This window comes from Streptomyces sp. NRRL WC-3742 (assembly GCF_000720635.1).
Lineage (GTDB): Bacteria > Actinomycetota > Actinomycetes > Streptomycetales > Streptomycetaceae > Kitasatospora.
Genome location: NZ_JOCF01000048.1, coordinates 19,317 through 42,696, shown reverse-complemented (window position 1 = coordinate 42,696; position 23,380 = coordinate 19,317). Strand labels below are relative to the sequence as shown.

Here is a 23,380-nt window from a genome sequence, read left to right as displayed (position 1 = left end):
GCTGTCCGCTGTCCGCTGTCCGTCGTTCGCCGGTCGCCCCACCCTCAGCGCTTCACGCGCTCAGCCGGTCGATCTCCGCCAGCTCCTCGTCCGTCAGCGGGCCGCCGGCCAGTGCGTCGAGGTTCTGGTCGAGCTGGGCCACGCTGCTCGCCCCGATGATCACCGAGACCACCCGCGGGTCCCGCAGGACCCAGGACAGCGCCAGCTGCGCCAGGGTCTGCCCGCGGCCCTCGGCGACCTTGTTCAGGGCGCGCAGCTGCTCCAGCTTGGCCTCGGTCAGGGCCTCCTCCCGCAGGAACTTGCCGACCGACATCCGCGATCCGGCCGGCACCTTCCCGGAGAGGTAGCGGTCGGTCAGCAGCCCCTGGGCGAGCGGCGAGTAGGCGATCAGGCTGGTCTGGGTGTCGCCCACCGCCTCCAGTACCCCTTCCTCCACCTCGCGGTTGAGGATCGAGTACACCGACTGGTTCAGCAGCACCGGGGTGCCCATCTCCCGCAGGATCGCCACCGCCTCACGGTGCTGCTCCGCCGGGTAGTTGGAGATCGCGGCGTACAGCGCCCGGCCCGAGCGCACCGCCGTGTCCAGCGCCCCCATGGTCTCCTCGACGGGGGTCTCCGGGTCGTAGCGGTGCGAGTAGAAGACGTCGACGTAGTCCAGCCCCATCCGGGCCAGCGACTGGTCGAGGCTGGCGAGCAGGTACTTGCGGCTGCCGCCGTCGCCGTACGGGCCGGGCCACATGTCCCAGCCCGCCTTGCTGGCGATGAACAGCTCGTCGCGGTACGGCCGGAAGTCCTGCGCGAACAGGTACCCGAAGTTGCGCTCCGCACTGCCGTACGGCGGGCCGTAGTTGTTCGCCAGGTCGAAGTGGGTGACTCCCCGGTCGAAGGCGCGGCGCAGCACCGCGCGCTGCACGTCCAGCGGCTGGGCGTCGCCGAAGTTGTGCCAGAGCCCGAGGGAGACGGCGGGCAGCCGCACACCGCTGCGGCCGGCCTTGCGGTAGGTCATCGAGGCGTAGCGGTCATCCGAGGCGAGGTAGGTCATGGCGAACATCCTGCCAGTCATGTCCTGTCCGCGGCCCTGCGGTGACGGGCCTCCTGCGCGTCCTCGCCGAGCGGCCCGGCCTGCACGTCTCACGGACCGTCATGAAAACCACCGAGCGTGACGTGACGGGCGCCACCCGGAGAAGCTGAATGCCGGTTCGCGGTACGGGGGATGACGAACGGTCGAGGGGCCGTGGCCGCCGGGGGGCGGCGCACGGCCCTCCGTCGTGGGATTGGTACTGGCGCTCTGTACCTACTGGTATGTACAGTGATCCACGTGACCACTCAGGACCGTCTCATCGAGAGCACCCAGGCCCTCCTCTGGGAGCGCGGCTACGTCGGCACCAGCCCCAAGGCCATCCAGCAGCGCTCCGGCGTCGGCCAGGGCAGCATGTACCACCACTTCACCGGCAAGCCGGACCTCGCCGCCGCCGCCCTGCGCCGCAGCGCCGACGAGATGCGCGAGATCGCCGAGGCCGACCTCGCCACCCCCGGCAGCGCCCACGACCGCATCGCCGCCTACCTGCGGCGCGACCGTGACGTGCTGCGCGGCTGCCGGATGGGCCGGATGGCCCAGGACCCGGACGTCGTCGCCGACCCGCAGCTGCGCGCGCCCGTCGAGGAGACCTTCGACTGGCTGCGCGGCCGCATCGCCGAGCTGATCGCCGAGGGCCAGGCGGGCGGCGAGTTCACCCCCGGGCTCGACCCGGCCGACACCGCCGCGGCCCTGGTCGCCGTCGTCCAGGGCGGCTACGTGCTCGCCCGCGCCGCCGACCGCCCGGAGCCCTTCGAACAGGCCGTCCGCGGGGCGCTCGGCCTGCTCGCCGCCCACCGGGCCCCGGCCCGTCCCTAGCGGCGCAACCCCACAGCGACCAGGGAGACCATGCCGTGCACGCCATGCAGTACGAGATCACCCTCCCCGCCGACTACGACATGGGGATCATCCGCCGGCGCGTCGCCGAACGCGGCCACCTGCTCGACGACCACCCGGGCCTCGGCCTCAAGGCGTACCTGATCCGCGAGCGCGGCCGCGACGCCTCGCCCGTCAACCAGTACGCGCCGTTCTACCTCTGGCGCACGGCCGAGGGCATGAACGGCTTCCTCTGGGGCCCCGCATTCCGCGGCCTGAGCGCCGACTTCGGGCGCCCCGCCGTTCGGCACTGGCTCGGTGCTGGCCTCGCGCACGGCGTCGGCGGCGCGAACGGCGGGCAGGAGCCGAACAACGGACAGGAACTGAACACTGTTCGGAGTCCGGACTCCGTTCAAGGTCCGAACGCCGACCGGCTGCCGACCACCGCCACCCGCGACACCGTCCGGCTCCCCGAGGCATCCGACCCCGCCGAGGCCATCGAGCGCGCCCTCGCCGAACTCCCCGCCGCGCACCCCGCCCTGCACACCGCCGCCGTCGCCGTCGATCCGGACCGCTGGGAACTGCTCCGCTTCGCCCTCTGGCACGGCCCGGCCCCCGAGGACGCCCCTGGCACCCGGTACCAGGTGCTCCACCTCTCCCGCCCCGAACTCACCCGGCTGCCCGCCGGCCGTCACTGGTGAAAGGACCCTCGACCACCATGCCCGCAGACACCACCCAGGCCGACCTCCCCGTCGACCCGACGCCCATCGACCCGACGCCCACCGGCCCGACGCCCACCGACCTGCCGCCCAACGGCCTCACCCCCGCCCCGCTCGACCGCGCAGCCGGCTACGCCTCGCTCGCCGAGTACGCGGGCCCGGCCGCCGCCGGCACCCTCGGCGGCCTCGAGGCCATAGCCCCCGGCTTCCCCGACTGGATCGTGACCGCCCTCTTCGGCGGCACCTACCAGCGCCCCGGCCTCACCCCGCGCGACCGCCAGGTCGCCAACCTGGCCGCCCTCACCGCCCTCGGCGGCGTCGAACCCCAGCTCGCCGACCACGTGCGCAACAGCCTGCGGATCGGGCTGAGCCGCGAGGAGATCACCGAGGTCATCGTCCACCTCGCCCCGTACGTCGGCGTCCCCAAGGCGCTCGCGGGCCTGCGCGTCGCCACCGCCACCTTCACCCAGGCCGACGAGGCCGAGCAGACCCCCCAGGCCGCCCCGACCGCCCAGACCGCCCCGACCGCCCTGACCCCCCAGGCCGCCCAGGCCGCCCAGACCGAGCAGGTGAAGGCATGACCCCCGCCGCCCAGGCCACCCCCGCCGCCCGTACGGTCCGCACCGTCCTCGGCGACCTCGCCCCCGCCGACCTCGGCCCCACCGACTCCCACGACCACCTGTTCTTCCGCTCCCCGCTCCTGCCCGGCGAGGAACTGGACGACCCGCTCGCCGCCGCCGAGGCCCTGCACGCGTTCGCCGAGGCCGGCGGCCGCACCTTCGTCCAGTGGACCCCGTACGGCCTGGGGCGCGGCGCCGCCCACCTCGCCGACCTCTCCCGCACCACGGGCGTCAACGTCCTCGCCGCCACCGGCACCCACCAGGCCGCCCACCACGCCCCGCACGCCACCCCGTACGGCACGCCGTACGAGGGCCTCGCCGCCCGCTTCGTCGCCGACCTCACCACCGGGCTCCCCGGCGCCCCCGAGGGCGTCCGGGCCGGGCTGATCAAGATCGCGAGCGACCCCGGGCCGAGCACCGCCCACGCCCGCCGGGTCCGTGCCGCCGCGGCCGAGGCCCACCACGCCACCGGCTCCCCGATCGCCGTCCACCTCGAGGCCGCGGGTGACCCGCACGAGATCCTCGACGACCTGCGCGAGCACCACGGCGTCCCGTCCGACCGGATCGTCCTCGGCCACCTCACCCGGCTCACGGACGGGGCCCTGCACCGCAGCCTCGCCGCCGAGGGCGTCCACCTCGCGCTCGACAGCCCCTCCCGGGCCGGCCACCCCACCGACCTCCAGGCGTTCGACGTCATCGCCGACCTGGTCGAGGCGGGCCACGCCGACCGCCTCCTCCTCGGCGCCGACACCACCACCCGCACCGCCCGCCGCCTCGGCGGCCCCGCCCGCCTCCTCACCGACCTCGCCCCCCGCCTGGCCCGCACCTTCGGCCCCGACCTCCCCCACCGGCTGTTCACCACCAACCCGGCCACCGCCTTCGCCACCGCCTGGCGCGAGCCGTAGAAGCACCTGCCGTCGACGGAGCACGCCTCCTGTGGCCGCCCGCCGCCACCCGGGTTTCAATCCGAGTAGCCCTGCCGGCCCCAGAGAGGCGGACCCGACGATGCCCCCGAGCACCCAGCCCTGGCTCGCGCCCGTCCGGCTCGCCGTCGCCGTGTTCACGGCGGTCGCGCTCTGCTTCTCCGGGTACCACGCCGCCACCGACACGACCGGGGTGGTGAACTTCTTCGGGTACTTCACCAACCTCAGCAACCTCGCCGCGGTCGGCGTCCTCGGCTACGGCGGCTGGGCCGGGCTCACCGGCCGGCCGCCGGTGCCCGGCGCGGTGCGCGGGGCGGTGGTGCTGTACCTGGCGATCACGGGACTGGTGTACGGCACGCTGCTGCTCAAGTACCCGGACCTTCAGGTCATCCCGTGGGTGAACGACGTGGTGCACCGCGCGATGCCGCTCGCGCTGCTCGCGGACTGGGTGATCGACCCCCCGGCGCGGCGAACGGGCCCGAAGGCCGTGGCCGCCTGGCTGGTGTTCCCGCTGGTCTACCTGGTGTCCAGCCTGCTGCGCGGGTACGCCGTCGGCTGGTACCCGTACCCCTTCCTCGACCCGGCGCTGCACGGCGGCTACCGGCGGGTCGCGGGGGCCTGCGTCCTGCTGGCGGCGGCGTTCCTGCTGATCGGAGCGGGCATCGCCGCCCTCGGCAACGTCCTCGCGCAGCGGCGCCGTACGAGGGAGGGGACCGTGGTCCGGCGGCGCCACGCCCGGGCGTAGTCTGGCCGTCGTGATCGACCTGCGCACGCTCACCCCCGCCGACGCGCCCCTCTGGCACGACCTGCGCGTCGCCGCGCTGACGGACGCGCCGCAGGCGTTCAGAGCGAGCCTCGCCGACTGGCACGACGGCGGCGCGCAGCGCTGGCGCGCCCGCCTCGACGATCCGCGCGCCCACCAGGTGGCGGCCTTCCTGGCGCCGAGTCAGGGAGCCTCCGCTCTCCTAGACGGGCAGAGGCTCCCGGACGCGGCACCGGATGGCGCGGCACCGGACGGCGCGGCGGTCGGCCTCGCCGCCGGCATGCCGGGGCCGGCGCCCGAGGTCCGGGAACTGCGCTCGCTCTGGGTCGCCCCGCGGGCGCGCGGCCGGGGCGTGGCGGACCTGCTCATCGCCGAGGTCGAGCGCTGGGCCCGCGAGGACGGCGCCACCACCCTGCACCTCGGCGTCCTCCCGGCGAACGAACCCGCCCTCGCCCTCTACCGCCGCCACGGCTTCACCCCGCTCGCCGAGCGCGCGGGCGAACTCGTCCTCGCGAAGCCGCTGCGCCCCGTCCACGCCTGACGGGCCCGCGCGCAGGGGTGAACCCCCTCGGGGGAACGGAATCCGGGGAACCGGGTGACGTGTCCACCCCCGGGTGATTCGATGCCTCTCGAGACCGTCCGCAGTCGTCCGAGCCGTCCGCAGTCGTTCGCAGTCGTCCGCAGCTATCCGAAGCCATCCGCAGTCGTCCGAAGCCGTCCGAGGGGGCCCGCCCGTGATCCGGATCGACCTGGGCGTGCGAGGTCTGGGAAGGGTCCGGTTCGCCGCCTCCCCCCTCGACACGGCCAAGGACCTGCTCTTCACCCTCGCCCGCACCCCGCAGGTGCTCGGCCCGCGCTGGCGGGACAACGCCGTACGGGCCCTGGAGGAACGGCAGTTGGGCCTGCTCGCCGCCGTCGCGGGCGGCGGGCCGCTCGGCTACGCCCCCGACTTCCTGCGGCCCGAGTCGACGGGCTTCGACATGACGCTCACCGGCGGCCTGCACCTGGTCGCCACCACCCCGGCCGAGCGGGTCCGCTACGAGCTGTCGGCGGCCCTCGACGGCCACGCCTGGGACCGCAGCCCGGCCCGCCGCCCGCCCCGGCTGCTGCTGGCGGCCCTGGACCGGGGCGAGGAGTACCTGGCGCAGCGGATCGCCGGGGAGATGGAGCAGTTCTGGCACGCCGCCCTCGCCCCCCACTGGCCCGGCATCCGCGCCCGCCTCGAGGGCGAGGTCGCCACCCGCGCCTCCGCGATCGTCACCCGGGGGATCTCGGACACCCTCGACAGCCTCGCCCCCAACCTCCGGGAGCGCGACGGCGTCCTCCACCTGACCCCCCTCGTCGCCGACGCCCACCGCATCGACCTCGAGGCCGACTCGGCGGTCCTCGTCCCCAGCGTCTTCGCGGCAAGGGCGATCTTCTGCGGCGGCGAACCCCCAGGCACACCCGCGCGCCGGGGGCCGCTGATCGTCTACCCGGCGGCGCCGACCGACTGCCTGCCGCGCACGGGCCGCGACGAACTGCTCGGCGCGACCAGGGTGAAGCTGCTCGCCGAACTCTCCCAGCCGCACTCGACGGGGGAGCTGGCCACCCGCCTGTGCCTGAGCCCCGCGACCGTCTCCTACCACCTGCAGATCCTCCACCGCGCCGGGCTGGTGCAGCGCACCCGCCGCTCGCGCACGGTGCTCTACCAGAGGCTGGTGCGCACCCCGGGAGCCGCCGCCGTCCCCGACCGGGAGCACCCCTCGACCTGACATCCAGCTTTCTCCCAGGTGACGCTAGGGTTGGACCTCACGCCCCGGCGGGGGAACCGGGGTGACCTCCCCTGATGTCCGCCGCCCCGGGGGCGCGGAGGTACGAGGCGTGGGAGCAAGTGGGACATGGGTCTGACGAGCCACAAGGTGCTGGCACTGACCGTTTTGATCGCCGTCGTGATGATGGTCGGCACGGTCTGGCTGTGGCCCAGGCTGGCGGGGAAGAGCTGGCAGGCGGTGCTCGGCCGGATCGGGGCGCTGCTCGGCACCCAGCTCACCGTGCTCGCCGCCCTCGGCCTGGTGGCCAACAACTACTTCGCGTTCTACAGCAGTTGGGACGACCTGCTGGGCACCGGTGAGACCGGCCCGGTGGTCATCCACAACAAGGCCGACGCCTCCGGCCGCCTGGTGGTGGACACGATCGGCACCGCCTCGGTCAAGGGCGGCGGCGCGATGGGCCGCGAGCCCGCCCAGTCCGGCGAGATCCGCAAGGTCCGCATCGACGGGAAGAGCAGCCGGCTCTCCACCGAGGGCTACGTCTACCTGCCGCCGCAGTACTTCCAGCCCGCGTACGCCGACAAGCAGTTCCCGGCCGTGATCGTCAGCACCGGCTTCCCGGGGATCGCCGAGAACCTGATCACCCGCTTCAACTACCCGGGCGCGGCGCTCAAGCTCCTCCAGGAGGGGCGGATGCAGCCGACCGTCATGGTCCTGGTGCGCCCCTCGCCGGCCCTGCCGCAGGACACCGAGTGCGAGGACGTCCCGAACGGGGCGCAGTCCGACACGTACTTCGCCAAGGACGTCCCCTCCGCGATCCAGGCCAGCTACCGGGTCTCCACCGACCCGCAGGCATGGGCGTTCATGGGCAACTCCACCGGCGGCTACTGCGCCCTCAAGCTGGCCATGCGCCACCCGGACGTCTTCCCGACCGCCGTCGCCCTCTCCGCGTACTACGACGCCCCGACCGACGACCCGACCACCGGGGACCTCTTCGGCGGCAGCGAGCAGCGCCGGCACGAGGCGAACCTGCTGTGGCGGCTCAGGAACCTGCCGCAGCCGAAGGTGTCCGTGCTGCTGGCGGGCACCAAGAAGGGCGACGGGAACTACCGGCAGGAGACCGAGGCGTTCGTCGACGCCGTGCGGAGCCCGATGAAGGTCTCGTACAGCATGCTCGAGAACGGCGGCCACAACTTCGAGACCTGGAGCGCGCTGCTGCCCTCCTCGCTGGAGTGGCTCTCCCAGCACCTCAAGGTCCCGGACCGCCCGGCCGCGCCCGTGACCGCCTGAGCCTGAGCCTGAGCCTGGGCAGACGGCAGCGCGGGGGCCCGGGACCGTACACCGGTCCCGGGCCCCGCCGCCGTTTCGTACGGGAGGGCGCTCAGCCCACCGGCTCCAGGGTCCCGGTGTGCAGCTGGCCGACGCGGCCGCCCTCGCCCTCGAAGGTCCAGAACGCCCGCACGGTGAGCCTGGCCAGGTCCATCACATGGCTGACGGTGATCCCGCTGCGCTCCGTCCAGCTCACGAAGTAGATCTCCGGCGCGACCTCGGCGACGTGCAGGCTCACGTCCTCCCACTGGCCCGCCGACTCGCCGAGGCCCTCCCAGCGCAGCCGCGTGCCGTCGGCCGAGTAGGTGTTGCGGAACGCCGCGCCGTTGTCGACCCGGAAGACGTAGGTGCGGCCGGCGAAGCCGGGCAGGGTCGTGGTCATGGTGAGGCGGCTCCTCGGTCGGGAGGTGGGCGGGCAGGGCGTCGGGTTGGTGGGCCCCGGTCCTCCCACGCGCTCTTGTGCAGTGCGTAGGAGGTCAGACCTCCAATTTATCCGACCGGGCCCATACGGGCCGCGCCATTCTCCGGTACGGAGTCCGCGGGGGCCCGGGCGCACCCAGACGGCGTGATCAACTCGCCCGCCACGCAGCGTCGTTGATCGACACCACTGTGAGGTGCGCGACAACGGGCCCCGGAGAGTTGTCCGCCTACGGACGAGTTGCCTAGCCTGCAACCGTCGTCCGCCCCTGCGGACCCCGCCGCCGGGACGCCGAGTCCCGTCCACCCGACGGCGGGCAGTCGAGCACACCAGTGGACGGGAGCGGGGGAACCAAGGTCAGTGCCCGGCCCTGCGCTCCCGCGCACGGCCGCGGCTTGGGGTGAAGCCGCCTCCCACAGGCGGCCGGGCATCCTCAGCCCGAACCCGACAGCTCACCTCGCAGGCGTCGCAGAGGACACACACCATGCTTCAGCCTGCCCGGGTCCGCCGCGCTCCGCGCCACGCCCGCCCCTCCCACCGCGGCCGCAACGCCGCCCTCGCCGCCACCGGCGCGCTCGCCATCGGCGGCGCCGGCCTCCTCGGCCTCCCGGCCGCCACCAGCGCCCAGGCCGCGACCGCCCCGACCGTCACCCAGGACCGGCTGGCCCCGGCCGCCATGGTCGCGAACAAGGCCACCACGGCCTCGCTCACCCTCCACTCCTCGGCCTGCTTCACCGCGAAGACCGTGGGCGTGGGCGTGCGCGACGCCGCCGGCACCAACCTGGACTTCCCCGGCAACGCCTCCAACGTGCGGATCTGCCCCAGCGGCACCAGCTTCACCAGCGGTGCCCGCACCCTGCCCGTCGGCACGTACACCCAGTTCGGCTTCTGGCAGGACCAGGCCGGCGCCTGGCACAACCTGGCCTCGCAGAAGCTCGTGGTCTCCACCGCCGCGACGCCCACCCCGAGCCCGACCCCGAGCCCCACCCCGAAGCCGAGCCCGACGCCCACCCCGACGCCCACCCCGGCGCCCACTCCGGCCCCGGACCCGCAGGCCGCGCCGATCGCCGGCAAGTCGATGGCCTTCGACGAGGAGTTCAACGGCCCCATCGCGTACGGCTCCCGCTGGACCGGCGACCAGAGCAGCTCGTACCACTACAAGACCCACAACCCGGACGACAACAAGCTCGACTGGATCGACCAGAGCAAGGTCGCCGTCTCGGGCGGCGTCGCCACCTTCACCGCCGCGCCCGGCAGCCACACCCTGGAGAACGGCAAGCAGGCGTGGGACGCGGGCCTGCTCACCACCGAGTACTCCAGCCAGGGCTTCAAGGTGAAGACCGGCGACTACGCCGAGACCCGGGTCAAGCTCCCGGCCGGCACCGGCGCCTGGCCGGCGCTGTGGACCTGGAACGGCGACAGCGGCGCGCACGGGGAGATCGACTCCTTCGAGTACCACCCCGACAACCCGAACCTGCTCGAGCTGACCAACCACGTCAACCCGAGCAACCCCGAGTACTGGACCAACCCCAAGACCGTCGCCAAGGACCAGTGGGTCACCATCGGCACCCACTACGGTGCCAACTCCGTGGACTGGTACGTCAACGGCGTCAAGGTCCACTCCGACGGCAAGGGCGTCGGCGCCAACTGGTCCGCGTACCTGATCCTCAACCTGTCGGTGTCCGCCGGGAAGTACCACCCCTCGCCGCAGGGGAACACCCCGATCACCATGGCCGCGGACTACGTCCGGGTCTACCGCTAGGCCCTGTCCGGGCGACAGGAACGCGGGGAGCCGGAGGGCGTCACCCGGCATTCGTCACCCGGCAGTCGGCTCGGCCACCGTGAGGTCGTACGGCTGCCGGGCGCCCGCGCCCTCCGGGTCGTCCGCGCTGCGCACCGCGACCCAGCCGCCGGTGAGCCGGCCCGGGCGAAGCTCCGGGTCCAGGCGCACCGGCACCAGCGCCGTCGCGGTGCGCAGCGGCGGCAGTCCGGGCCCGAAGACGCAGCGCACCAGGCGGCCGTGGCGCAGCACCTCGCAGTCGGCGGGGAAGTACGGGCCCTGCGGGGAGACGCCCTGCGGCAGCGCGACCAGGACGGTGAAGGGGGAGGCCGTCGCCTCCGGGCCGCGGTTGGCGACGAAGGCGTGCACGGTGGTGGTGCCGCCGGGCGGGGCCGGGTCCGGGTCGATCCGGACGACCTCCAGCTTCGAGTGGGAGGGGGAGGTCGCGGGGGAGGGCGCGGGGGCGGCCCGTGCCACCAGGACGGGCGCGGGCGGCGCGAAGGACGGGCCCGAGGCCAGGAGGGCGGCCGCGCAGCCCGCCGCCGCGGCCGCCGCGACGCTCCTGCCGACGACGATGCTGCTCCGTGCTCGTCCGCGCACCATGCCCGCTCACCCTGCCCTCGCGCTGCGGCCGCCCGCACCGTCGCGGGCCGCGTCCGCACCAGGGTGGCGCAGCCACCGCCGGGGCCCGGGCGCAACCCGCCCGCCGTCCGCCCGAACGGGGGACGGGGGGTTGCGCGGCGTCAGATCCTCAGGGCGCCAGGACCAGCCCGAGCCGTCCGGCGATCCCGTGCATCACCGGCACCAGCGAGGCCGCGCCGGTCTGCTCCTCCAGTGCCCGGATGCGGGCCTCGGGGCCGGAGACGGACAGCGCGGTGGGCGTCGGCGCTCCCGGGACGGCGAGGGCGATGCAGCGCACGCCGATCTCCTGCTCCTGGTCGTCGACCACGTAGCCGCGCTCGCGGGCCTCGGCGAGCTGGCGCATCAGCTCCTGCGGGTCGGTGACGGTGTACTGGGTGTGCGCGGGCAGGGGGTTGGGGCCCAGGACGGCGCGCGCCTCGTCCTCGGGGAGCTGGGCGAGCAGCGCCTTGCCGACGCCGGTGCAGTGCGGCTGGACCCGCCGCCCGACCTCGGTGAACATCCGCATCGAGCGCCGCGACTGCACCTGCCCGACGTACACCACCTCGCCGCCCTCCAGCACCGCCAGGTTGGCGGTCTCGCCGGTGGCCTCCATGAGCTCGGCGAGGTAGGGGCGGGCCCAGCTGCCGAGCAGGCGTCCGGCGGTCTCGCCGAGGCGGATCAGCCGGGGGCCGAGGGTGTAGCGGCGGGCGGTGTCCTGGCGGACGTAGCCCTGCTGGACAAGGGTGCGGACCAGCCGGTGAATGGTGGGCATGGGAAGGCCCGAGCTGCCGGAGAGCTCGCTGAGGGTGGCCACGCCGCCGGAGTCCGCCAGCGCCTCCAGGAGCTGGAAGGCGCGTTCGACGGACTGCACGCCGCCACTCGCGCGGTCGGCGACGGTCGTCGATGCTGATTCGGGGGTACGGGCCACCGGAGTTCCCTTCGCTGTCGGGGCGGAGTAGAGTCCCGGCGATCTTCAACAAACCGTTGAAATTCTGTATCGCGGAAACTAGTGTCCACCTTACAGAATCGGACTCGCCGACAGGCGGGTTCCGATCGCGGAAGTTCCCCGAGGAAGTTCCCACCGGAGCTCCCTTCGCCAGGCTCAACCGTCTTAGGAGTGTCCTGCTCATGGCTGCAGATCCCGTCACTGTCGCCGGTCCGAACATCCCCCGGGCGCAGGAGGTGCTCACCCCGGAGGCGCTCGCCTTCGTCGCCGGGCTCCATCGCGCCTTCGAGGGGCGACGGCAGGAACTGCTCGCCCGGCGCAGGGCCAGGCGCGCGGAGATCGCCGCCACCGGCAGCCTGGACTTCCTCCCCGAGACCGCCGACGTCCGCGCCGGCGACTGGAAGGTCGCCGAGGCGCCCCGCGCCCTCCAGGACCGCCGGGTCGAGATCACCGGGCCCACCGACCGCAAGATGGTCATCAACGCCCTCAACTCCGGGGCGCGGATCTGGCTCGCCGACTTCGAGGACGCCACCTCCCCGACCTGGGAGAACGTGATTGGCGGTCAGATCAACCTGACCGACGCCTTCGAGGGCCGCATCGACTTCACCACCTACGCCGGCAAGTCCTACACCCTGAGGCCCGCCGCCGAACTCGCCACCGTCGTCGTGCGCCCGCGCGGCTGGCACCTCGACGAGAACCACCTGCTGGTCGACGGGGCCCCGGTCGCGGGCGCGTTCGTCGACTTCGGCCTCTACTTCTTCCACAACGCCGCCCGGCTGCTCGCCAAGGGCGCCGAGGACCCGAACTCCGGCCCCTACTTCTACCTGCCCAAGACCGAGAGCCACCTCGAGGCCCGGCTCTGGAACGACGTGTTCACCCACGCCCAGGCCCAACTCGGTATCCCGCACGGCACGATCCGCGCCACCGTCCTGATCGAGACCATCACCGCCGCCTTCGAGATGGACGAGATCCTCTACGAGCTCCGCGAGCACGCCGCGGGGCTCAACGCGGGCCGCTGGGACTACCTGTTCTCGATCGTCAAGAACTTCCGCGACGCCGGAGCGCACTACATCCTGCCCGACCGCAACAGCGTGACCATGGCCTCGCCGTTCATGGCCGCCTACACCCGGCTGCTGGTGCAGACCTGCCACCGGCGCGGCGCCCATGCCATCGGCGGCATGGCCGCGTTCATCCCCAGCCGCAGGGACCCGGAGGTCAACGCGGCCGCCCTGGAGAAGGTCCGGGCGGACAAGGACCGCGAGGCCGGCAACGGCTTCGACGGCTCCTGGGTCGCCCACCCGGACCTGGTGCCCGTCGCCCGGGCCTGCTTCGACGCCGTACTCGGCGAGCGCCCGCACCAGAAGGACGACCCCGGCCCGGCGGAGCCCGTCACCGCCGCCCAGCTCCTCGACATCGCCGGCGCCGGAGGCCACTGCACCCGCGCCGGGCTGCACAACGCCGTCCAGGTGGGCGTGCGCTACATCGAGGCGTGGCTGCGCGGGCTCGGCGCCGTCGGGATCTTCCACATGATGGAGGACGCGGCCACCGCCGAGATCTCCCGCTCGCAGATCTGGCAGTGGATCCACAACGGCGTCGTGCTCTCCGACACCGGCGAGAAGGCCACCGCCGAACTGGTGCGCGGCCTCGTTGCCACCGAACTCGTTGAGTTGGGCGAGGAGTTGGGCGAGGAGGCGTACGGGGCCGGCCGCTGGGAGGAGGCCGCCCGGCTCTTCGAGCAGGTCGCGCTGGCGGAGGAGTTCGTCGACTTCCTGACCCTCCCGGCCCTGCCGCTGCTCGGCTGAGCACGGCGAACAGCTGACAGGTTTCAGCGAACGGATGACAGTTGGCAGATGTCAGCGAACATCATCTGTTCGCTGAAACCTGTCAGCTGTCATCCGTTCGCTGTCATCCGTCATTAGTCGTCCGTCACCTGCTGCCCCCGCCCGCCACCCGCATCACGGCCCCGAACCCTCGCCGTGGGTTCGGGGCCGTGCTCCGTCCGTACCTGCCGGCCGGGCGGAGTCCGGGTCACGCACCGTCCCTGGGCGCCCCGGAGTCATCGGGGTGTCACACCGGCCGGGCGGCCAGCTCCCTGGCGGCGCGGGCGCAGGCGAGGGCGATCCTGTCCTCGTCCACGGTGGTCAGCACGCCCTTCTCGACCACGGCGTTGCCGTTGACGAACAGCACCGACAGCGGCGGCAGCGCGCCGAAGGTCAGCGCCGCGACCGGGTCGGCTATCGAGGAGTGCATCACCCCGTCGACCTTCCACAGCGCCAGGTCGGCGAGCTTTCCGGCCTCCACCGACCCGATCTCGTGCTGCCGCCCGAGCACCCGGGCGCCGCCCATGGTGCCCAGCCGCAGCGCCTGGCGCCCGGTGAGGGCGGTGGGGGAGCCGTGCAGCCGGTTGATCAGCAGCGCGTTGCGCAGCTCCGTGCCCAGCTCGCCGGACTCGTTGGAGGCGGTGCCGTCCACCCCGAGCCCGACCGGCACCCCGGCGCGCAGCATGTCGGGCACCCGCGCGATCCCGGCGCCGAGGCGGGCGTTGGAGGAGGGGCAGTGCGCCACGCCCGTCCCCGTCTCGGCGAACTTGGCGATGTCGGAGTCGTTCATGTGCACGCAGTGCGCCATCCAGACGTCCTCGCCGAGCCAGCCCACCGACTCGAAGTAGTCGGTCGGCCCCATCCCGAACAGCTCCTTGCAGAAGCGTTCCTCCTCGGCCGTCTCCGACCCGTGGGTGTGCAGCCGCACGCCCTTGCGGCGGGCCAGCTCGGCGGACTGGCGCAGCAGCTCGGTGGAGACGGAGAACGGCGAGCAGGGCGCGAGCGCCACGTGCAGCATGGAGCCGAAGCCGGCGTCGTGGTAGCGGTCGACGGCGGCCTCGGAGGCGGCCAGGATGGCGTCGAGGTCCTCGACGGCGTGGTCCGGCGGCAGCCCGCCGTCCTTGCGGCCGCGGTCCATCGAGCCGCGCAGCGCCGTGAAGCGCAGCCCCAGCTCCTGCACGGCCTCGACGGAGGCGCCGAGCACGTCCCCGCCGTCCTTCGGGAACACGTAGTGGTGGTCGGAGGCGGTGGAGCAGCCCGACTTGAGGAGGGCGGCGGCCGAGCCCTGGGCGGCGGCGTGGACGAGGTGCTCGTCGATGCGCGCCCAGGTCGGGTACAGGGCGACGAGCCAGTCGAAGAGGATGGCGTCCTGGGCGAGGCCGCGGGTGATCCACTGGTAGAAGTGGTGGTGGGTGTTGACCAGCCCGGGGGTGACGAGGTGCCCCTCGGCGTTGATGCGCCGCACGACGTTGTCCAGCCAGGCGGGCGCGGGGCCGTCGCCGACCGACTCGATCCGGTTGCCGAGGATCACCACGTGCCCGCGGGCGTACTCGGTGTCCTGGGCGTCGACGGTCGCGATGGCGGCGTTCTCGATGACGATCCGCTGCTCGGCGGGCGGTGGCTGGACGGACATGGTGTGACTCCTTGGGGGCGGGCCCGCGAGGCGCGGGCGGGGCCGGGAGGGGCGCGTACCGGGGGTGCGTGCCGGGGCGTGCGCCCCTCCCGGGCCGGTCAGGACGGTGTCGCCGTCGGCACCGTCGAACCGGAGGCCCGGCCGGATCTGGTCCGGCGGGCGGCTCCGACGTGGTGGAAGAGCAGGTTGAGCAGGACGGCCGTCACGCAGCCGGCCGAGATCCCCGAGTGCATCAGGGTGCGGACGGCCTCCGGGAAGGCGTCGTAGAAGGTCGGCGCGGCGATCGGCACGATGCCGACGCCGAGCGAGACCGACACCAGGATGGTGTTGCCTCCGGACTCCATTCCGGCCTCCGCGAGGGTGCGGATGCCGCTGGCCGCGACCGTGCCGAAGAGCACGATCCCGGCGCCGCCCAGGACGGGCTGCGGCACCACGGAGACGAGCGACCCGAGCACCGGGAAGAGCCCGAGCACGATCAGGATGCCTCCGCCGGCCGCGACGACGAAACGGCTGCGGACCCGGGTCAGCGCCACCAGCCCGATGTTCTGGGCGAAGGCGCTGGCCGCGAAGCCGTTGAGGACCGGGCTGAGCGCGGTGGCCAGACCGTCGGCCCGCAGGCCGGCGGCGAGGACGGATTCGTCCGCCTCGCGGTCGACGATCCTGCCCAGGGCGAGCATGTCGGCGGTGGACTCGGTCATCGAGACCACCATGACGATGCACATCGAGGCGATCGCGGCCGCGTCGAACTGCGGGGCGCCGAAGTGGAAGGGCGAGGGGAGCGCGAAGACCTGGGCGTCCCGCACGCTGCCGAAGTCGGCCAGGCCCAGCGGGAAGGCGGCCAGGGTGCCGACCGCCAGGCCCACGAGCAGGGACAGCTGCTGCCAGAACCCGCGCAGCAGCCGGTTGCAGAGCACCACCGCGGTGAGGGTGAGCGCGGCGAGGCCGATGGCCCGCATGGAGCCGTACCCGGGCGCGGACGGGGAGCCGCCGCGCGCCCAGTTGACCGCCACCGGCAGCAGGGACACCCCGATGAGGGTGATCACGGTGCCCTGGACGACCGGGGGGAAGAACCGGATGAGCTTGCAGAAGTACGGCGCCGCGAGGAAGCACAGGCTCCCCGCGACGATCACGGCGCCGAAGATCACCGGCAGGGCGTTCCCCGTGCCCCCGTCGTGATCGGTGCTGCCGCGTGCGATGGCGACCATGGGTGCCACACCGGCGAAGGAGACGCCGTTGACGAACGGCAGTCGCGCGCCGATCCGCCAGACGCCCAGGGTCTGGAGCAGGGTGGCCAGTCCCGCGGTGAACAGGCTGGCCGATATGAGCAGGGCGAGGTCGGCGGGCGACAGCCCGACCGCGGCGCCGACGATCAGCGGGGGTGCGACGACTCCCGCGTACATCGCGGCGACGTGCTGCAGACCGGTGGTGAACAGCTTCACCGGGGGCAGCATCTCGTCCACGGGGTGGATCCCGGCCGTCCGGTCCGGTCCGTCAGGCCCGTCAGGCCCGGCTGGTCCGTCCGGTTCGTTCGGCCCGGCTGGTCCGTCCGGTCCGGGGATTCTCGCAGGGGTGGAACCGCCGTCTGTGCTGCTGGTGTTGCTGGGTGCCATGTCGAGCCCCTCTTGTGCCCGTGGCTCCCGGCGCGCCGAGGGCGCTGGAGACCGGCTGACGATGCGGGGAGGCCGAGGGCGGGACGGCGGTGCAAGGGTCCCTCGGCCGTGGCCTCCGACGCCCCGGGCCGGCCGCCGCGAGGCGGGCACGAACTCCGGTGGGTGGGGGTGGAGGTGCAGGTGAGACAGGTAGGGCAGATGGGATGGGTGAGGCAGGTGTGACAGATGAGGCAGGTGTGACGGGGAGGGTGGACCGGGGTCAGACCACCGGGATGACCGGGGTGACGCCCTCGCGGTGCACGGTGCCCTCGATCAGGCCGTACATGCGGTCCGCGGCGTAGTAGACCTCGTTGTCGTTCTCGAGCCCGAAGGGCTCCAGGTCCACCAGGAAGTGGTGCTTGTTGGGCAGTTCGAGGCGGACCTCGTCCACCTCGGGGCGGTTGTTGAGCACCCGGGTGCCCATCGCGTACAGGGTCTGCTGCAGCGAGTAGGAGTAGGTCTCGGCGAACGCCTCCAGCAGGTGGCGCCGCACCTGGGTGTAGGAGCGGTCCCAGTTGGGCTGGGCCTCGTCCTCGCGGCCGCTGTAGCCGTACTTCCAGCGGGCGGTGACCTGGGTGGCGAGGATGCGGTCGTACGCCTCCTTCAGGGTGGTGTACCGGTCCTTGATGTAGCCCCAGAACTCCGAGTTGGTGGAGTTCAGGACGACCAGGTCCTTGAGGCCGGAGATCACCTGGACGCGCTCGCCGTCGTAGACGATCTCGGTGGTGCGGACCTCCTGCCCGCTGCGGACGAAGGAGTGGCCGACCTCCTCGGAGCCGATGAAGCGGGCGGAGCTGTCGGGCGTCCTGATCCGCTCCCAGGCGTACTCCTCGATCCGGATGCGGGCGCTGTGGACGACGCCGCGCTCGGTGTCGTCCACGAAGTGCCGGGCCAGGAGGATGCCGAAGGCTTCGGCGGACTCGATGCCGTACTTCTTGGCGAAGGCGTACACGGTGTTCTTGGTGGTGTCGGTGGGAAGGCAGTTGGCGTTGGACCCGGTGAGGTGGACGTCCTCGAACTCGCCCTGGAGGGAGACCGAGACGTTCAGGTCCTTGATCTCGTGCCGGGTGGAGTCGCGCCGGACCCGGACGATGCGGTTCTCCGCCTTGCCGTACTGGTTCTGACCGAGCACGTGGGCCATGACTGGCTCCTAGGGTTCCAGGTCGGTCTAGCTTCCGCGGTAGACCGAGTAGCCGAACGGATTGAGCAGCAGCGGCACGTGGTAGTGCGGCTGCGCGGGCGCGACCGTGAAGACGATCGAGACCTCGGGGAAGAACGGCGGCTCCGGGGACGCGCCCGCGTGGTACGCGGCCGTGTCGAAGAGCAGCCGGACGACCGAGCCCGCCTCCACGGCCGGTAGGTCCCTGACCCGGCCGTCGGAGTCCGTGGCGGAGGCGCCGAGCACCTTCCAGCCACCCTCGGTGCGCAGTGCGAGCTCGACGGGGACGCCCTCGGCGGGGAGGCCGAGACTGGTGTCGAGCACGTGGGTGGAGATGCCAGTCATGGGTGAAGTAACCTTACTGATGGCAGAGATGACGACGCGTCAGGCGAGAAAAGGCAGGAGCCCTGTGAAGCATTCTTGACGATCCGTCAGGACTCGTCGAGGAGGCGGCCCAGTCGGATGTCGTTGATCCTGCGCAATTCGCCCCGGACGATCTCCGCCTCGGTGGCCGGGTCGTTGGGGTGGCGCTCGCGCAGGGCCGCGAGCATGGTGGCGGCGGTGCGGCCGGTCGCGCAGATGAGGAACACGTGGCCGAACTTCGCCTCGTAGGCGGCGTTGGCCTTGTGCAGTTCGTCGAGGACGGCCCGGTCCACGCCCTGGACGCCGGCCTGTTCGCGCTCGGAGGCGGCGTCGCCCGCCCTGGGCTCGCCGATCCGGGCGTGGCCGGACATCGCGTCGTGCAGGTCCTCGGCGGTCAGCCGCGCCATGGCCGCCGCGTTGGCGGCGAGCAGGGCTTCACGGCTGGACCAGGGTCGGGCCTCGGCGACCGCGGCGGCCCAGCGGGGGCTGGAGCAAATCTCCAGCAGGATCTCGTCCAGCTCCGCCGGATCGGCCGCGGCCAGGGAGTCGAGGGTGTGGGGGTGGTTGGTCACGGTGGACCTCCTGAAGAGTGGTGCCACCCGCACAAGCTAGATCGACCCCACCCGGCCGTCAACAGTTTGTTGAACGGTTGGTGGTCACTTTTTGAACCTGGCCCGCCGCCGGGTCGTTCAGGGCTTCGAGCCGTCCTGGCGGTTGAGGTAGTTGTACACCGTGAAGCGGCTGACACCCAGGGCCGTGGCCACCGTCTCCACGCCGTGCCGGACGGTGAAGGCGCCGCGCTCCTCCAGCAGGGCCACCACCCGCTGCTTCTCCAGGCGGTCCAGCTCGGCGAGCGGACGGCCGTCGAACTGGCGGGTCATCTCGGCCAGCAGGCGGTCCAGGGCGCTGCTCAGGTGCGGCAGCCGGACGGCCATGGCCGGGGCGCCCTCCCACTCCAGGACGATGTCCTCGGCCCGCACCTCGCCCAGGGGGACGGGCGTCGCGCCGACCGCGTCCAGCAGTGGCTTGACGGCCGCGGCGAGCGGGTGCTCCACGTGCTGCCCGGTCACGCCGTACCGCCCTCCTCGCCCAGCACGCTGACCTGGACGGAGATGCGGGTCGCCCCGGCGTCCAGGGTCTCGCGGAGCAGCCTGGTCACGGCGGCGAGCACCTGCTCGGCCTCGCCCTCGGCGCCGGTCCCGAAGGGGCCGACCGAGACGTCCAGGCCGGCCGCGTCGACGGCCTCGCGGGCCGCCACGGCGTGCGCCGGGAACGTGTCCAGTTCGAACGGTTCTGTCGTGAACTCCACCATCAATCGCACGTGCTCACTCTAGCGAGCGGCCCCGGAGCCGGGCAGGGTCCGGCGGGGGCGGGGCGTCCGGCCGCTTCAACAAATTGTTGCGAGGGGCCTTGACACTCCTCCGGGCGTCCGGAGATGCTTCCACCACACAGAATCCCCGTTCCGCATCGTGGAATTAGCGAATGCCGGAAGCGTCGGAAGATTCCGAAGAGAGTGAGAGGTGAAGGACGTGACGGCCGCCGCCAAGCACAGCTTCACGGTCAATCTGTCGATCCTGTTCGGCGAACTCCCGCTGCTGGAACGCCCCGCGGCGGCCGCGGCCGCCGGCTTCACCGCCGCCGAACTGTGGTGGCCCTTCGGGGCCGAGCACCGGCCCGCACAGGCCGAACTCGACGCGCTGCGCAAGGCGTTCACCGACGCGGGCGTGCGCCTCACGGGCCTCAACCTCGTCGACGACCTCGGCCTCGGCGCCCGGGGCACGGTCTCGCTGCCCGCCGAGCGCGAGCGCTTCCGCGCCAACGTCCCGGTCGCCGCCGAGCTCGCCGCCTCCCTCGGCGCCACCGCCCTCAACGCCCTGTACGGCAACCGGACCGCCGGGGTCGACCCGGCCGAACAGGACGCCCTCGCCCTGGAGAACCTGGTGATCGCGGCGAAGGCCGCCCACGACATCGGCGCCGTCCTCCTGATCGAGGCCCTCAACGCGATCGAGTCCCCCGACTACCCGCTGGTGACCTCCGCCGCCGCCGTCGAGGTGGTCGACCGGGTCAACGCCGCCACGGGCCTGGGCAACGCCCGCTTCCTCTGCGACCTCTACCACCTGGCCCGGGGCGGCGAGGACCTGGCGGCCGTCATCGACGCGTACGCCGACCGCATCGGCCACGTCCAGATCGCCGACACCCCCGGCCGGGGCGAACCCGGCACGGGCGAGCTGGACTTCGAGGACCTCTTCGCCCGGCTCTCCGCCGCCGGGTACTCCGGCCCGATCGGCCTGGAGTACCGGCCCTCGGGCGGCGCCGGTTCGGACGCCTTCGCCTGGCTGCCGCGCGAGCTGCGCGCCGCCAAGTAGCCGGGGCCGAGCCACGTAGCCGGGACCGAGTCCACACAGCCGGGACCGAGCCCCATAGCCGGGACCCAGCGACGTAGCCGGGACACCGCCACCCCCTCCCTCACGTAAGGAACCACGCGATGAGCCGCAAGATCGCCTTCGTCGGCCTCGGCATCATGGGCAGGCCCATGGCCGTCAACCTCCTCAAGGCCGGTCACCGGGTGACCGGGTTCGACCTCTCCCCGGCCTCCGTCGAAGCCGTGGTCGCGGCCGGCGGCCAGGGAGCCGGCAGTATCGCCGAGGCGGTGGCGGACGCCGAGGTCGTCATCACCATGGTCCCGGCCGACCCGCACGTGGAGGCCGTCATCCTCGGCGAGGGCGGCGTCCTGGAGAACGTCCGCCCGGGCGCCCTGGTGATCGACATGTCCTCGATCACCCCGCAGACCTCGATCAAGGTCGGCAGGGCCGCCGCCGAGAAGGGCGTGCGCACCCTGGACGCCCCGGTCTCCGGCGGCGAGGCAGGCGCCGTCGAGGCCGTCCTGTCGATCATGGTCGGCGGCGAGGCGGCCGACTTCGCCGAGGCGAAGCCGCTGTTCGACGCGCTGGGCACCACCGTCGTCCACGTCGGCCCCTCCGGCGCCGGGCAGACCGTCAAGGCCGCCAACCAGCTGATCGTCGCCGTCAACATCCAGGTGCTCGCCGAAGCCGTGGTGTTCCTGGAGAACGCGGGCGTGGACCTCTCCGCCGCCCTGGACGTGCTCGGCGGGGGCCTGGCCGGGTCCACCGTGCTCAACCGCAAGCGCGAGAACATGCTCAAGCGCGAGTTCGCCCCCGGCTTCCGGATCGACCTGCACCACAAGGACATGGGCATCGTCACCGACGCCGCCCGCGCCGTGGGCGCCGCGCTGCCGGTCGGCGCCGTGGTCGCCCAGCTCGTCGCCTCCGCCCGCGCCAACGGCGACGGCTCGCTCGACCACTCCGCCCTGCTGCGCGGCGTCGAGCGGCTCTCGGGTCGCGAGGTCGCGTAGCCGCGTAAGCGCGTAATCGCGTGGCCGCGTAATCGCGTGAACACCACAGGCTCCTCCTGGCGGCGTGTACCCATCCGGTCGTGCCCGCGCCGCCAGGAGGGCAGGACCCGACCGGCGGACGGGCCGGGGCTCATCCGCCCGTCCGCCGGTCGATCCAACGTGGCGGCGGGGGCCGCGTCCGGGCTGATGCCGGGCCGTTCGGGCCGTCCGGGCCGATGCCGGGCGCGTGCGCCCCGCGGGCCGGACCGGGGCTGGACCCGGGGCCCGACCCACGGCACGATCAGGGGCACGCCGACGAACCACCGCCAGACCGTACGGAAGTGAGGACCGCGCCATGCCCGTCACCCGCCACCAGGGTCATGTGGTCGTAGCTCCCGACAAGTTCAAGGGCACCCTGGAGGGCGCCGAGGCCGCCGCCCGGATCGCCGCCGGCATCCGCCGCGCCGCGCCCGGCACCGAGGTGCGCGAACTGCCCGTCGCCGACGGCGGCGAGGGCACCCTGGCCGCCGCGCTGGCGGCCGGGTTCGCCCGCGTCCCCGTCAAGGTGGCCGGGCCGACCGGGCTGCCGGTGGATGCGGCGCTCGCCGTCCTCGGGGACACCGCCGTGGTCGAACTGGCCCAGGCGTGCGGCCTCGCCCGGCTCCCCGGCGGCCGTACCGCCCCGCTCACCGCCGGGTCCTACGGCGTCGGCCAGCTGATCGGCCGGGCGCTCGCCCAGGGCGCCAAGCGGATCGTGCTGGGCCTGGGGGGCAGTGCGAGCACGGACGGCGGGGCCGGCATGCTGCAGGCCCTCGGGGTCCGGCTGCGCGACGCCGAGGGCGTCGAACTGCCCTTCGGGGGAGAGGCGTTGCGCCGCCTGGCCGCGATCGACCCCGGCCCGCTCGCCGTGGTGCTGGCCGGTGCGGAGATCGTCGTCGCCTGCGACGTGGACAACCCGCTGCTCGGCCCGCGAGGCGCGGCCGCCGTCTACGGACCGCAGAAGGGCGCCGACGGGGAGGAGCTGGCCGTCCTGGAGGAAGGGCTGACGCGCTTCGCCGACCAGGTCGCCGCGCTGACCGGGCACGACGTCCGGGAGGCCCCCGGCGCCGGGGCCGCGGGCGGGGTGGGCTTCGCCGCCCTCGCCCTGCTGGGCGCCACCATGCGGCCCGGCATCGAGCTGCTGCTCGAGCTGCTGGGCTTCGACGCGGCCGTGCGGGGGGCACGCCTCGTCGTCACCGGCGAGGGCTGTCTGGACGCCCAGACGCTCCACGGCAAGGCTCCCGCCGGGGTCGCTGCCGCCGCCGCCCGGGCGGGGATCCGGGTGGCGGCGGTGGCGGGGAGGCTGGAGCTGTCCGAGGCCGAGTGGCGTTCGGCGGGCTTCGCCGCCGCGATCGCGCTGACCGACCTGGCCGAGGAGCCGGGGGACAGCCTGACCAGGGCCGGTGAGCTCGCCGAGGCGGCGGGGGAGCGGCTGGCGGCCGAGCTGCTGATGCGCTGAACACCTCCCCGTCCGAGGCCCGGACCCTCGTACGTTCCTCCATTGACGTTTTGTTGAAGGCGGGCCTAGGCTCCCGGCAATCCTTCGGTTCCATCCCGATTCCAACCCGCTCCGATTCGCCCGTCGACGGCCCCAACGGCCCTGT

General features: G+C 73.3%; 24 protein-coding genes and 1 riboswitch. Of the genes, 13 read left to right on the top strand and 11 right to left on the bottom strand.

The window, feature by feature from the left end; translation table 11 throughout:
• Window positions 1–52: 52 nt before the first annotated feature.
• Window positions 53–1,042, bottom strand: a complete 990-nt coding sequence (locus tag IH61_RS0125225; RefSeq protein ID WP_031073673.1) for an aldo/keto reductase — start codon at window positions 1,040–1,042, stop codon at window positions 53–55.
• A gap of 276 nt (window positions 1,043–1,318) precedes the next feature.
• On the opposite strand from IH61_RS0125225, the gene IH61_RS0125220 reads away from it, so the two are divergent.
• The 8 genes from IH61_RS0125220 (at window position 1,319) to IH61_RS0125185 (ending at window position 7,957) form a co-directional block, all read left to right on the top strand.
• Window positions 1,319–1,894 carry a TetR/AcrR family transcriptional regulator gene (locus tag IH61_RS0125220; RefSeq protein WP_031073671.1) on the top strand — a complete coding sequence of 192 codons (576 nt, stop codon included), beginning with the start codon at window positions 1,319–1,321 and terminating at the stop codon, window positions 1,892–1,894.
• 35 nt (window positions 1,895–1,929) lie between these two features.
• Window positions 1,930–2,592: a DUF4865 family protein gene (locus IH61_RS0125215; protein ID WP_031073669.1), complete on the top strand. Its 663-nt coding sequence runs from the start codon at window positions 1,930–1,932 to the stop codon at window positions 2,590–2,592.
• 17 nt (window positions 2,593–2,609) lie between these two features.
• Window positions 2,610–3,191, top strand: coding sequence for a carboxymuconolactone decarboxylase family protein (locus IH61_RS0125210; RefSeq protein WP_078911380.1), 582 nt, complete (start codon window positions 2,610–2,612; stop codon window positions 3,189–3,191).
• Window positions 3,188–4,135, top strand: coding sequence for a hypothetical protein (locus tag IH61_RS0125205; protein ID WP_031073666.1), 948 nt, complete (start codon window positions 3,188–3,190; stop codon window positions 4,133–4,135). The genes IH61_RS0125210 and IH61_RS0125205 overlap by 4 nt, the downstream gene beginning before the upstream one ends.
• Before the next feature lie 100 nt (window positions 4,136–4,235).
• Entirely contained in the window at window positions 4,236–4,898 is a 663-nt protein-coding gene (locus IH61_RS0125200; protein ID WP_051837926.1) for a Pr6Pr family membrane protein, read from the top strand.
• A gap of 10 nt (window positions 4,899–4,908) precedes the next feature.
• Window positions 4,909–5,457: a GNAT family N-acetyltransferase gene (locus IH61_RS0125195; RefSeq protein WP_031073662.1), complete on the top strand. Its 549-nt coding sequence runs from the start codon at window positions 4,909–4,911 to the stop codon at window positions 5,455–5,457.
• Window positions 5,458–5,650: 193 nt separating this feature from the next.
• On the top strand, window positions 5,651–6,670 hold the full coding sequence (locus IH61_RS0125190) for an ArsR/SmtB family transcription factor (RefSeq protein ID WP_031073660.1): 1,020 nt from the start codon (window positions 5,651–5,653) through the stop codon (window positions 6,668–6,670).
• A gap of 126 nt (window positions 6,671–6,796) precedes the next feature.
• Window positions 6,797–7,957: an alpha/beta hydrolase gene (locus IH61_RS0125185; RefSeq protein WP_031073659.1), complete on the top strand. Its 1,161-nt coding sequence runs from the start codon at window positions 6,797–6,799 to the stop codon at window positions 7,955–7,957.
• Window positions 7,958–8,048: 91 nt separating this feature from the next.
• On the opposite strand, the gene IH61_RS0125180 is transcribed toward IH61_RS0125185, so the two are convergent.
• On the bottom strand, window positions 8,049–8,378 hold the full coding sequence (locus tag IH61_RS0125180; RefSeq protein ID WP_031073656.1) for a MoaF-related domain-containing protein: 330 nt from the start codon (window positions 8,376–8,378) through the stop codon (window positions 8,049–8,051).
• 353 nt (window positions 8,379–8,731) lie between these two features.
• A riboswitch (cyclic di-AMP (ydaO/yuaA leader) is annotated at window positions 8,732–8,895 on the top strand.
• A 3-nt stretch (window positions 8,896–8,898) separates the two neighbouring features.
• On the opposite strand from IH61_RS0125180, the gene IH61_RS44815 reads away from it, so the two are divergent.
• Window positions 8,899–10,176 (top strand): glycoside hydrolase family 16 protein, encoded by a 1,278-nt coding sequence (locus tag IH61_RS44815; protein ID WP_078911379.1) that lies wholly within the window; start codon window positions 8,899–8,901, stop codon window positions 10,174–10,176.
• A gap of 54 nt (window positions 10,177–10,230) precedes the next feature.
• Here the strand turns inward: IH61_RS44815 and IH61_RS0125165 are convergent, their stop codons facing one another.
• Together IH61_RS0125165 and IH61_RS0125160 are read right to left on the bottom strand one after the other, a co-directional pair.
• A complete protein-coding gene (locus tag IH61_RS0125165; RefSeq protein WP_031073653.1) occupies window positions 10,231–10,797 on the bottom strand; it encodes a hypothetical protein in 567 nt (188 codons plus the stop codon).
• A 148-nt stretch (window positions 10,798–10,945) separates the two neighbouring features.
• Entirely contained in the window at window positions 10,946–11,743 is a 798-nt protein-coding gene (locus tag IH61_RS0125160) for an IclR family transcriptional regulator (RefSeq protein WP_031073652.1), read from the bottom strand.
• A 200-nt stretch (window positions 11,744–11,943) separates the two neighbouring features.
• On the opposite strand from IH61_RS0125160, the gene aceB reads away from it, so the two are divergent.
• Window positions 11,944–13,563, top strand: coding sequence for a malate synthase A (gene aceB / locus IH61_RS0125155; protein ID WP_031073650.1), 1,620 nt, complete (start codon window positions 11,944–11,946; stop codon window positions 13,561–13,563).
• A 265-nt stretch (window positions 13,564–13,828) separates the two neighbouring features.
• Here the strand turns inward: aceB and IH61_RS0125150 are convergent, their stop codons facing one another.
• The 7 genes from IH61_RS0125150 to IH61_RS0125120 form a co-directional block, all read right to left on the bottom strand.
• A complete protein-coding gene (locus IH61_RS0125150; RefSeq protein ID WP_031073647.1) occupies window positions 13,829–15,214 on the bottom strand; it encodes an 8-oxoguanine deaminase in 1,386 nt (461 codons plus the stop codon).
• A gap of 98 nt (window positions 15,215–15,312) precedes the next feature.
• On the bottom strand, window positions 15,313–16,665 hold the full coding sequence (locus IH61_RS0125145) for a nucleobase:cation symporter-2 family protein (protein ID WP_037973335.1): 1,353 nt from the start codon (window positions 16,663–16,665) through the stop codon (window positions 15,313–15,315).
• Window positions 16,666–17,083: 418 nt separating this feature from the next.
• Window positions 17,084–18,004: a factor-independent urate hydroxylase gene (pucL, locus tag IH61_RS0125140; protein WP_031073641.1), complete on the bottom strand. Its 921-nt coding sequence runs from the start codon at window positions 18,002–18,004 to the stop codon at window positions 17,084–17,086.
• A gap of 27 nt (window positions 18,005–18,031) precedes the next feature.
• Window positions 18,032–18,367, bottom strand: coding sequence for a hydroxyisourate hydrolase (gene uraH, locus IH61_RS0125135; RefSeq protein ID WP_031073639.1), 336 nt, complete (start codon window positions 18,365–18,367; stop codon window positions 18,032–18,034).
• A gap of 86 nt (window positions 18,368–18,453) precedes the next feature.
• On the bottom strand, window positions 18,454–18,957 hold the full coding sequence (uraD, locus tag IH61_RS0125130; RefSeq protein ID WP_051837923.1) for a 2-oxo-4-hydroxy-4-carboxy-5-ureidoimidazoline decarboxylase: 504 nt from the start codon (window positions 18,955–18,957) through the stop codon (window positions 18,454–18,456).
• Window positions 18,958–19,074: 117 nt separating this feature from the next.
• Window positions 19,075–19,455: a helix-turn-helix domain-containing protein gene (locus IH61_RS0125125; protein WP_031073635.1), complete on the bottom strand. Its 381-nt coding sequence runs from the start codon at window positions 19,453–19,455 to the stop codon at window positions 19,075–19,077.
• Entirely contained in the window at window positions 19,452–19,697 is a 246-nt protein-coding gene (locus IH61_RS0125120) for a thiamine-binding protein (protein ID WP_078911377.1), read from the bottom strand. The genes IH61_RS0125125 and IH61_RS0125120 overlap by 4 nt, the downstream gene beginning before the upstream one ends.
• Window positions 19,698–19,905: 208 nt before the next feature.
• Between IH61_RS0125120 and IH61_RS0125115 the strand changes: the two genes are divergently transcribed.
• The 3 genes from IH61_RS0125115 (at window position 19,906) to IH61_RS0125105 (ending at window position 23,235) form a co-directional block, all read left to right on the top strand.
• Window positions 19,906–20,751, top strand: coding sequence for a hydroxypyruvate isomerase family protein (locus IH61_RS0125115; protein ID WP_031073632.1), 846 nt, complete (start codon window positions 19,906–19,908; stop codon window positions 20,749–20,751).
• 119 nt (window positions 20,752–20,870) lie between these two features.
• Window positions 20,871–21,758: a 2-hydroxy-3-oxopropionate reductase gene (locus IH61_RS0125110; RefSeq protein WP_031073630.1), complete on the top strand. Its 888-nt coding sequence runs from the start codon at window positions 20,871–20,873 to the stop codon at window positions 21,756–21,758.
• A gap of 334 nt (window positions 21,759–22,092) precedes the next feature.
• Window positions 22,093–23,235, top strand: a complete 1,143-nt coding sequence (locus tag IH61_RS0125105; RefSeq protein WP_037973328.1) for a glycerate kinase — start codon at window positions 22,093–22,095, stop codon at window positions 23,233–23,235.
• The last annotated feature ends 145 nt before the right edge of the window (window positions 23,236–23,380 follow it).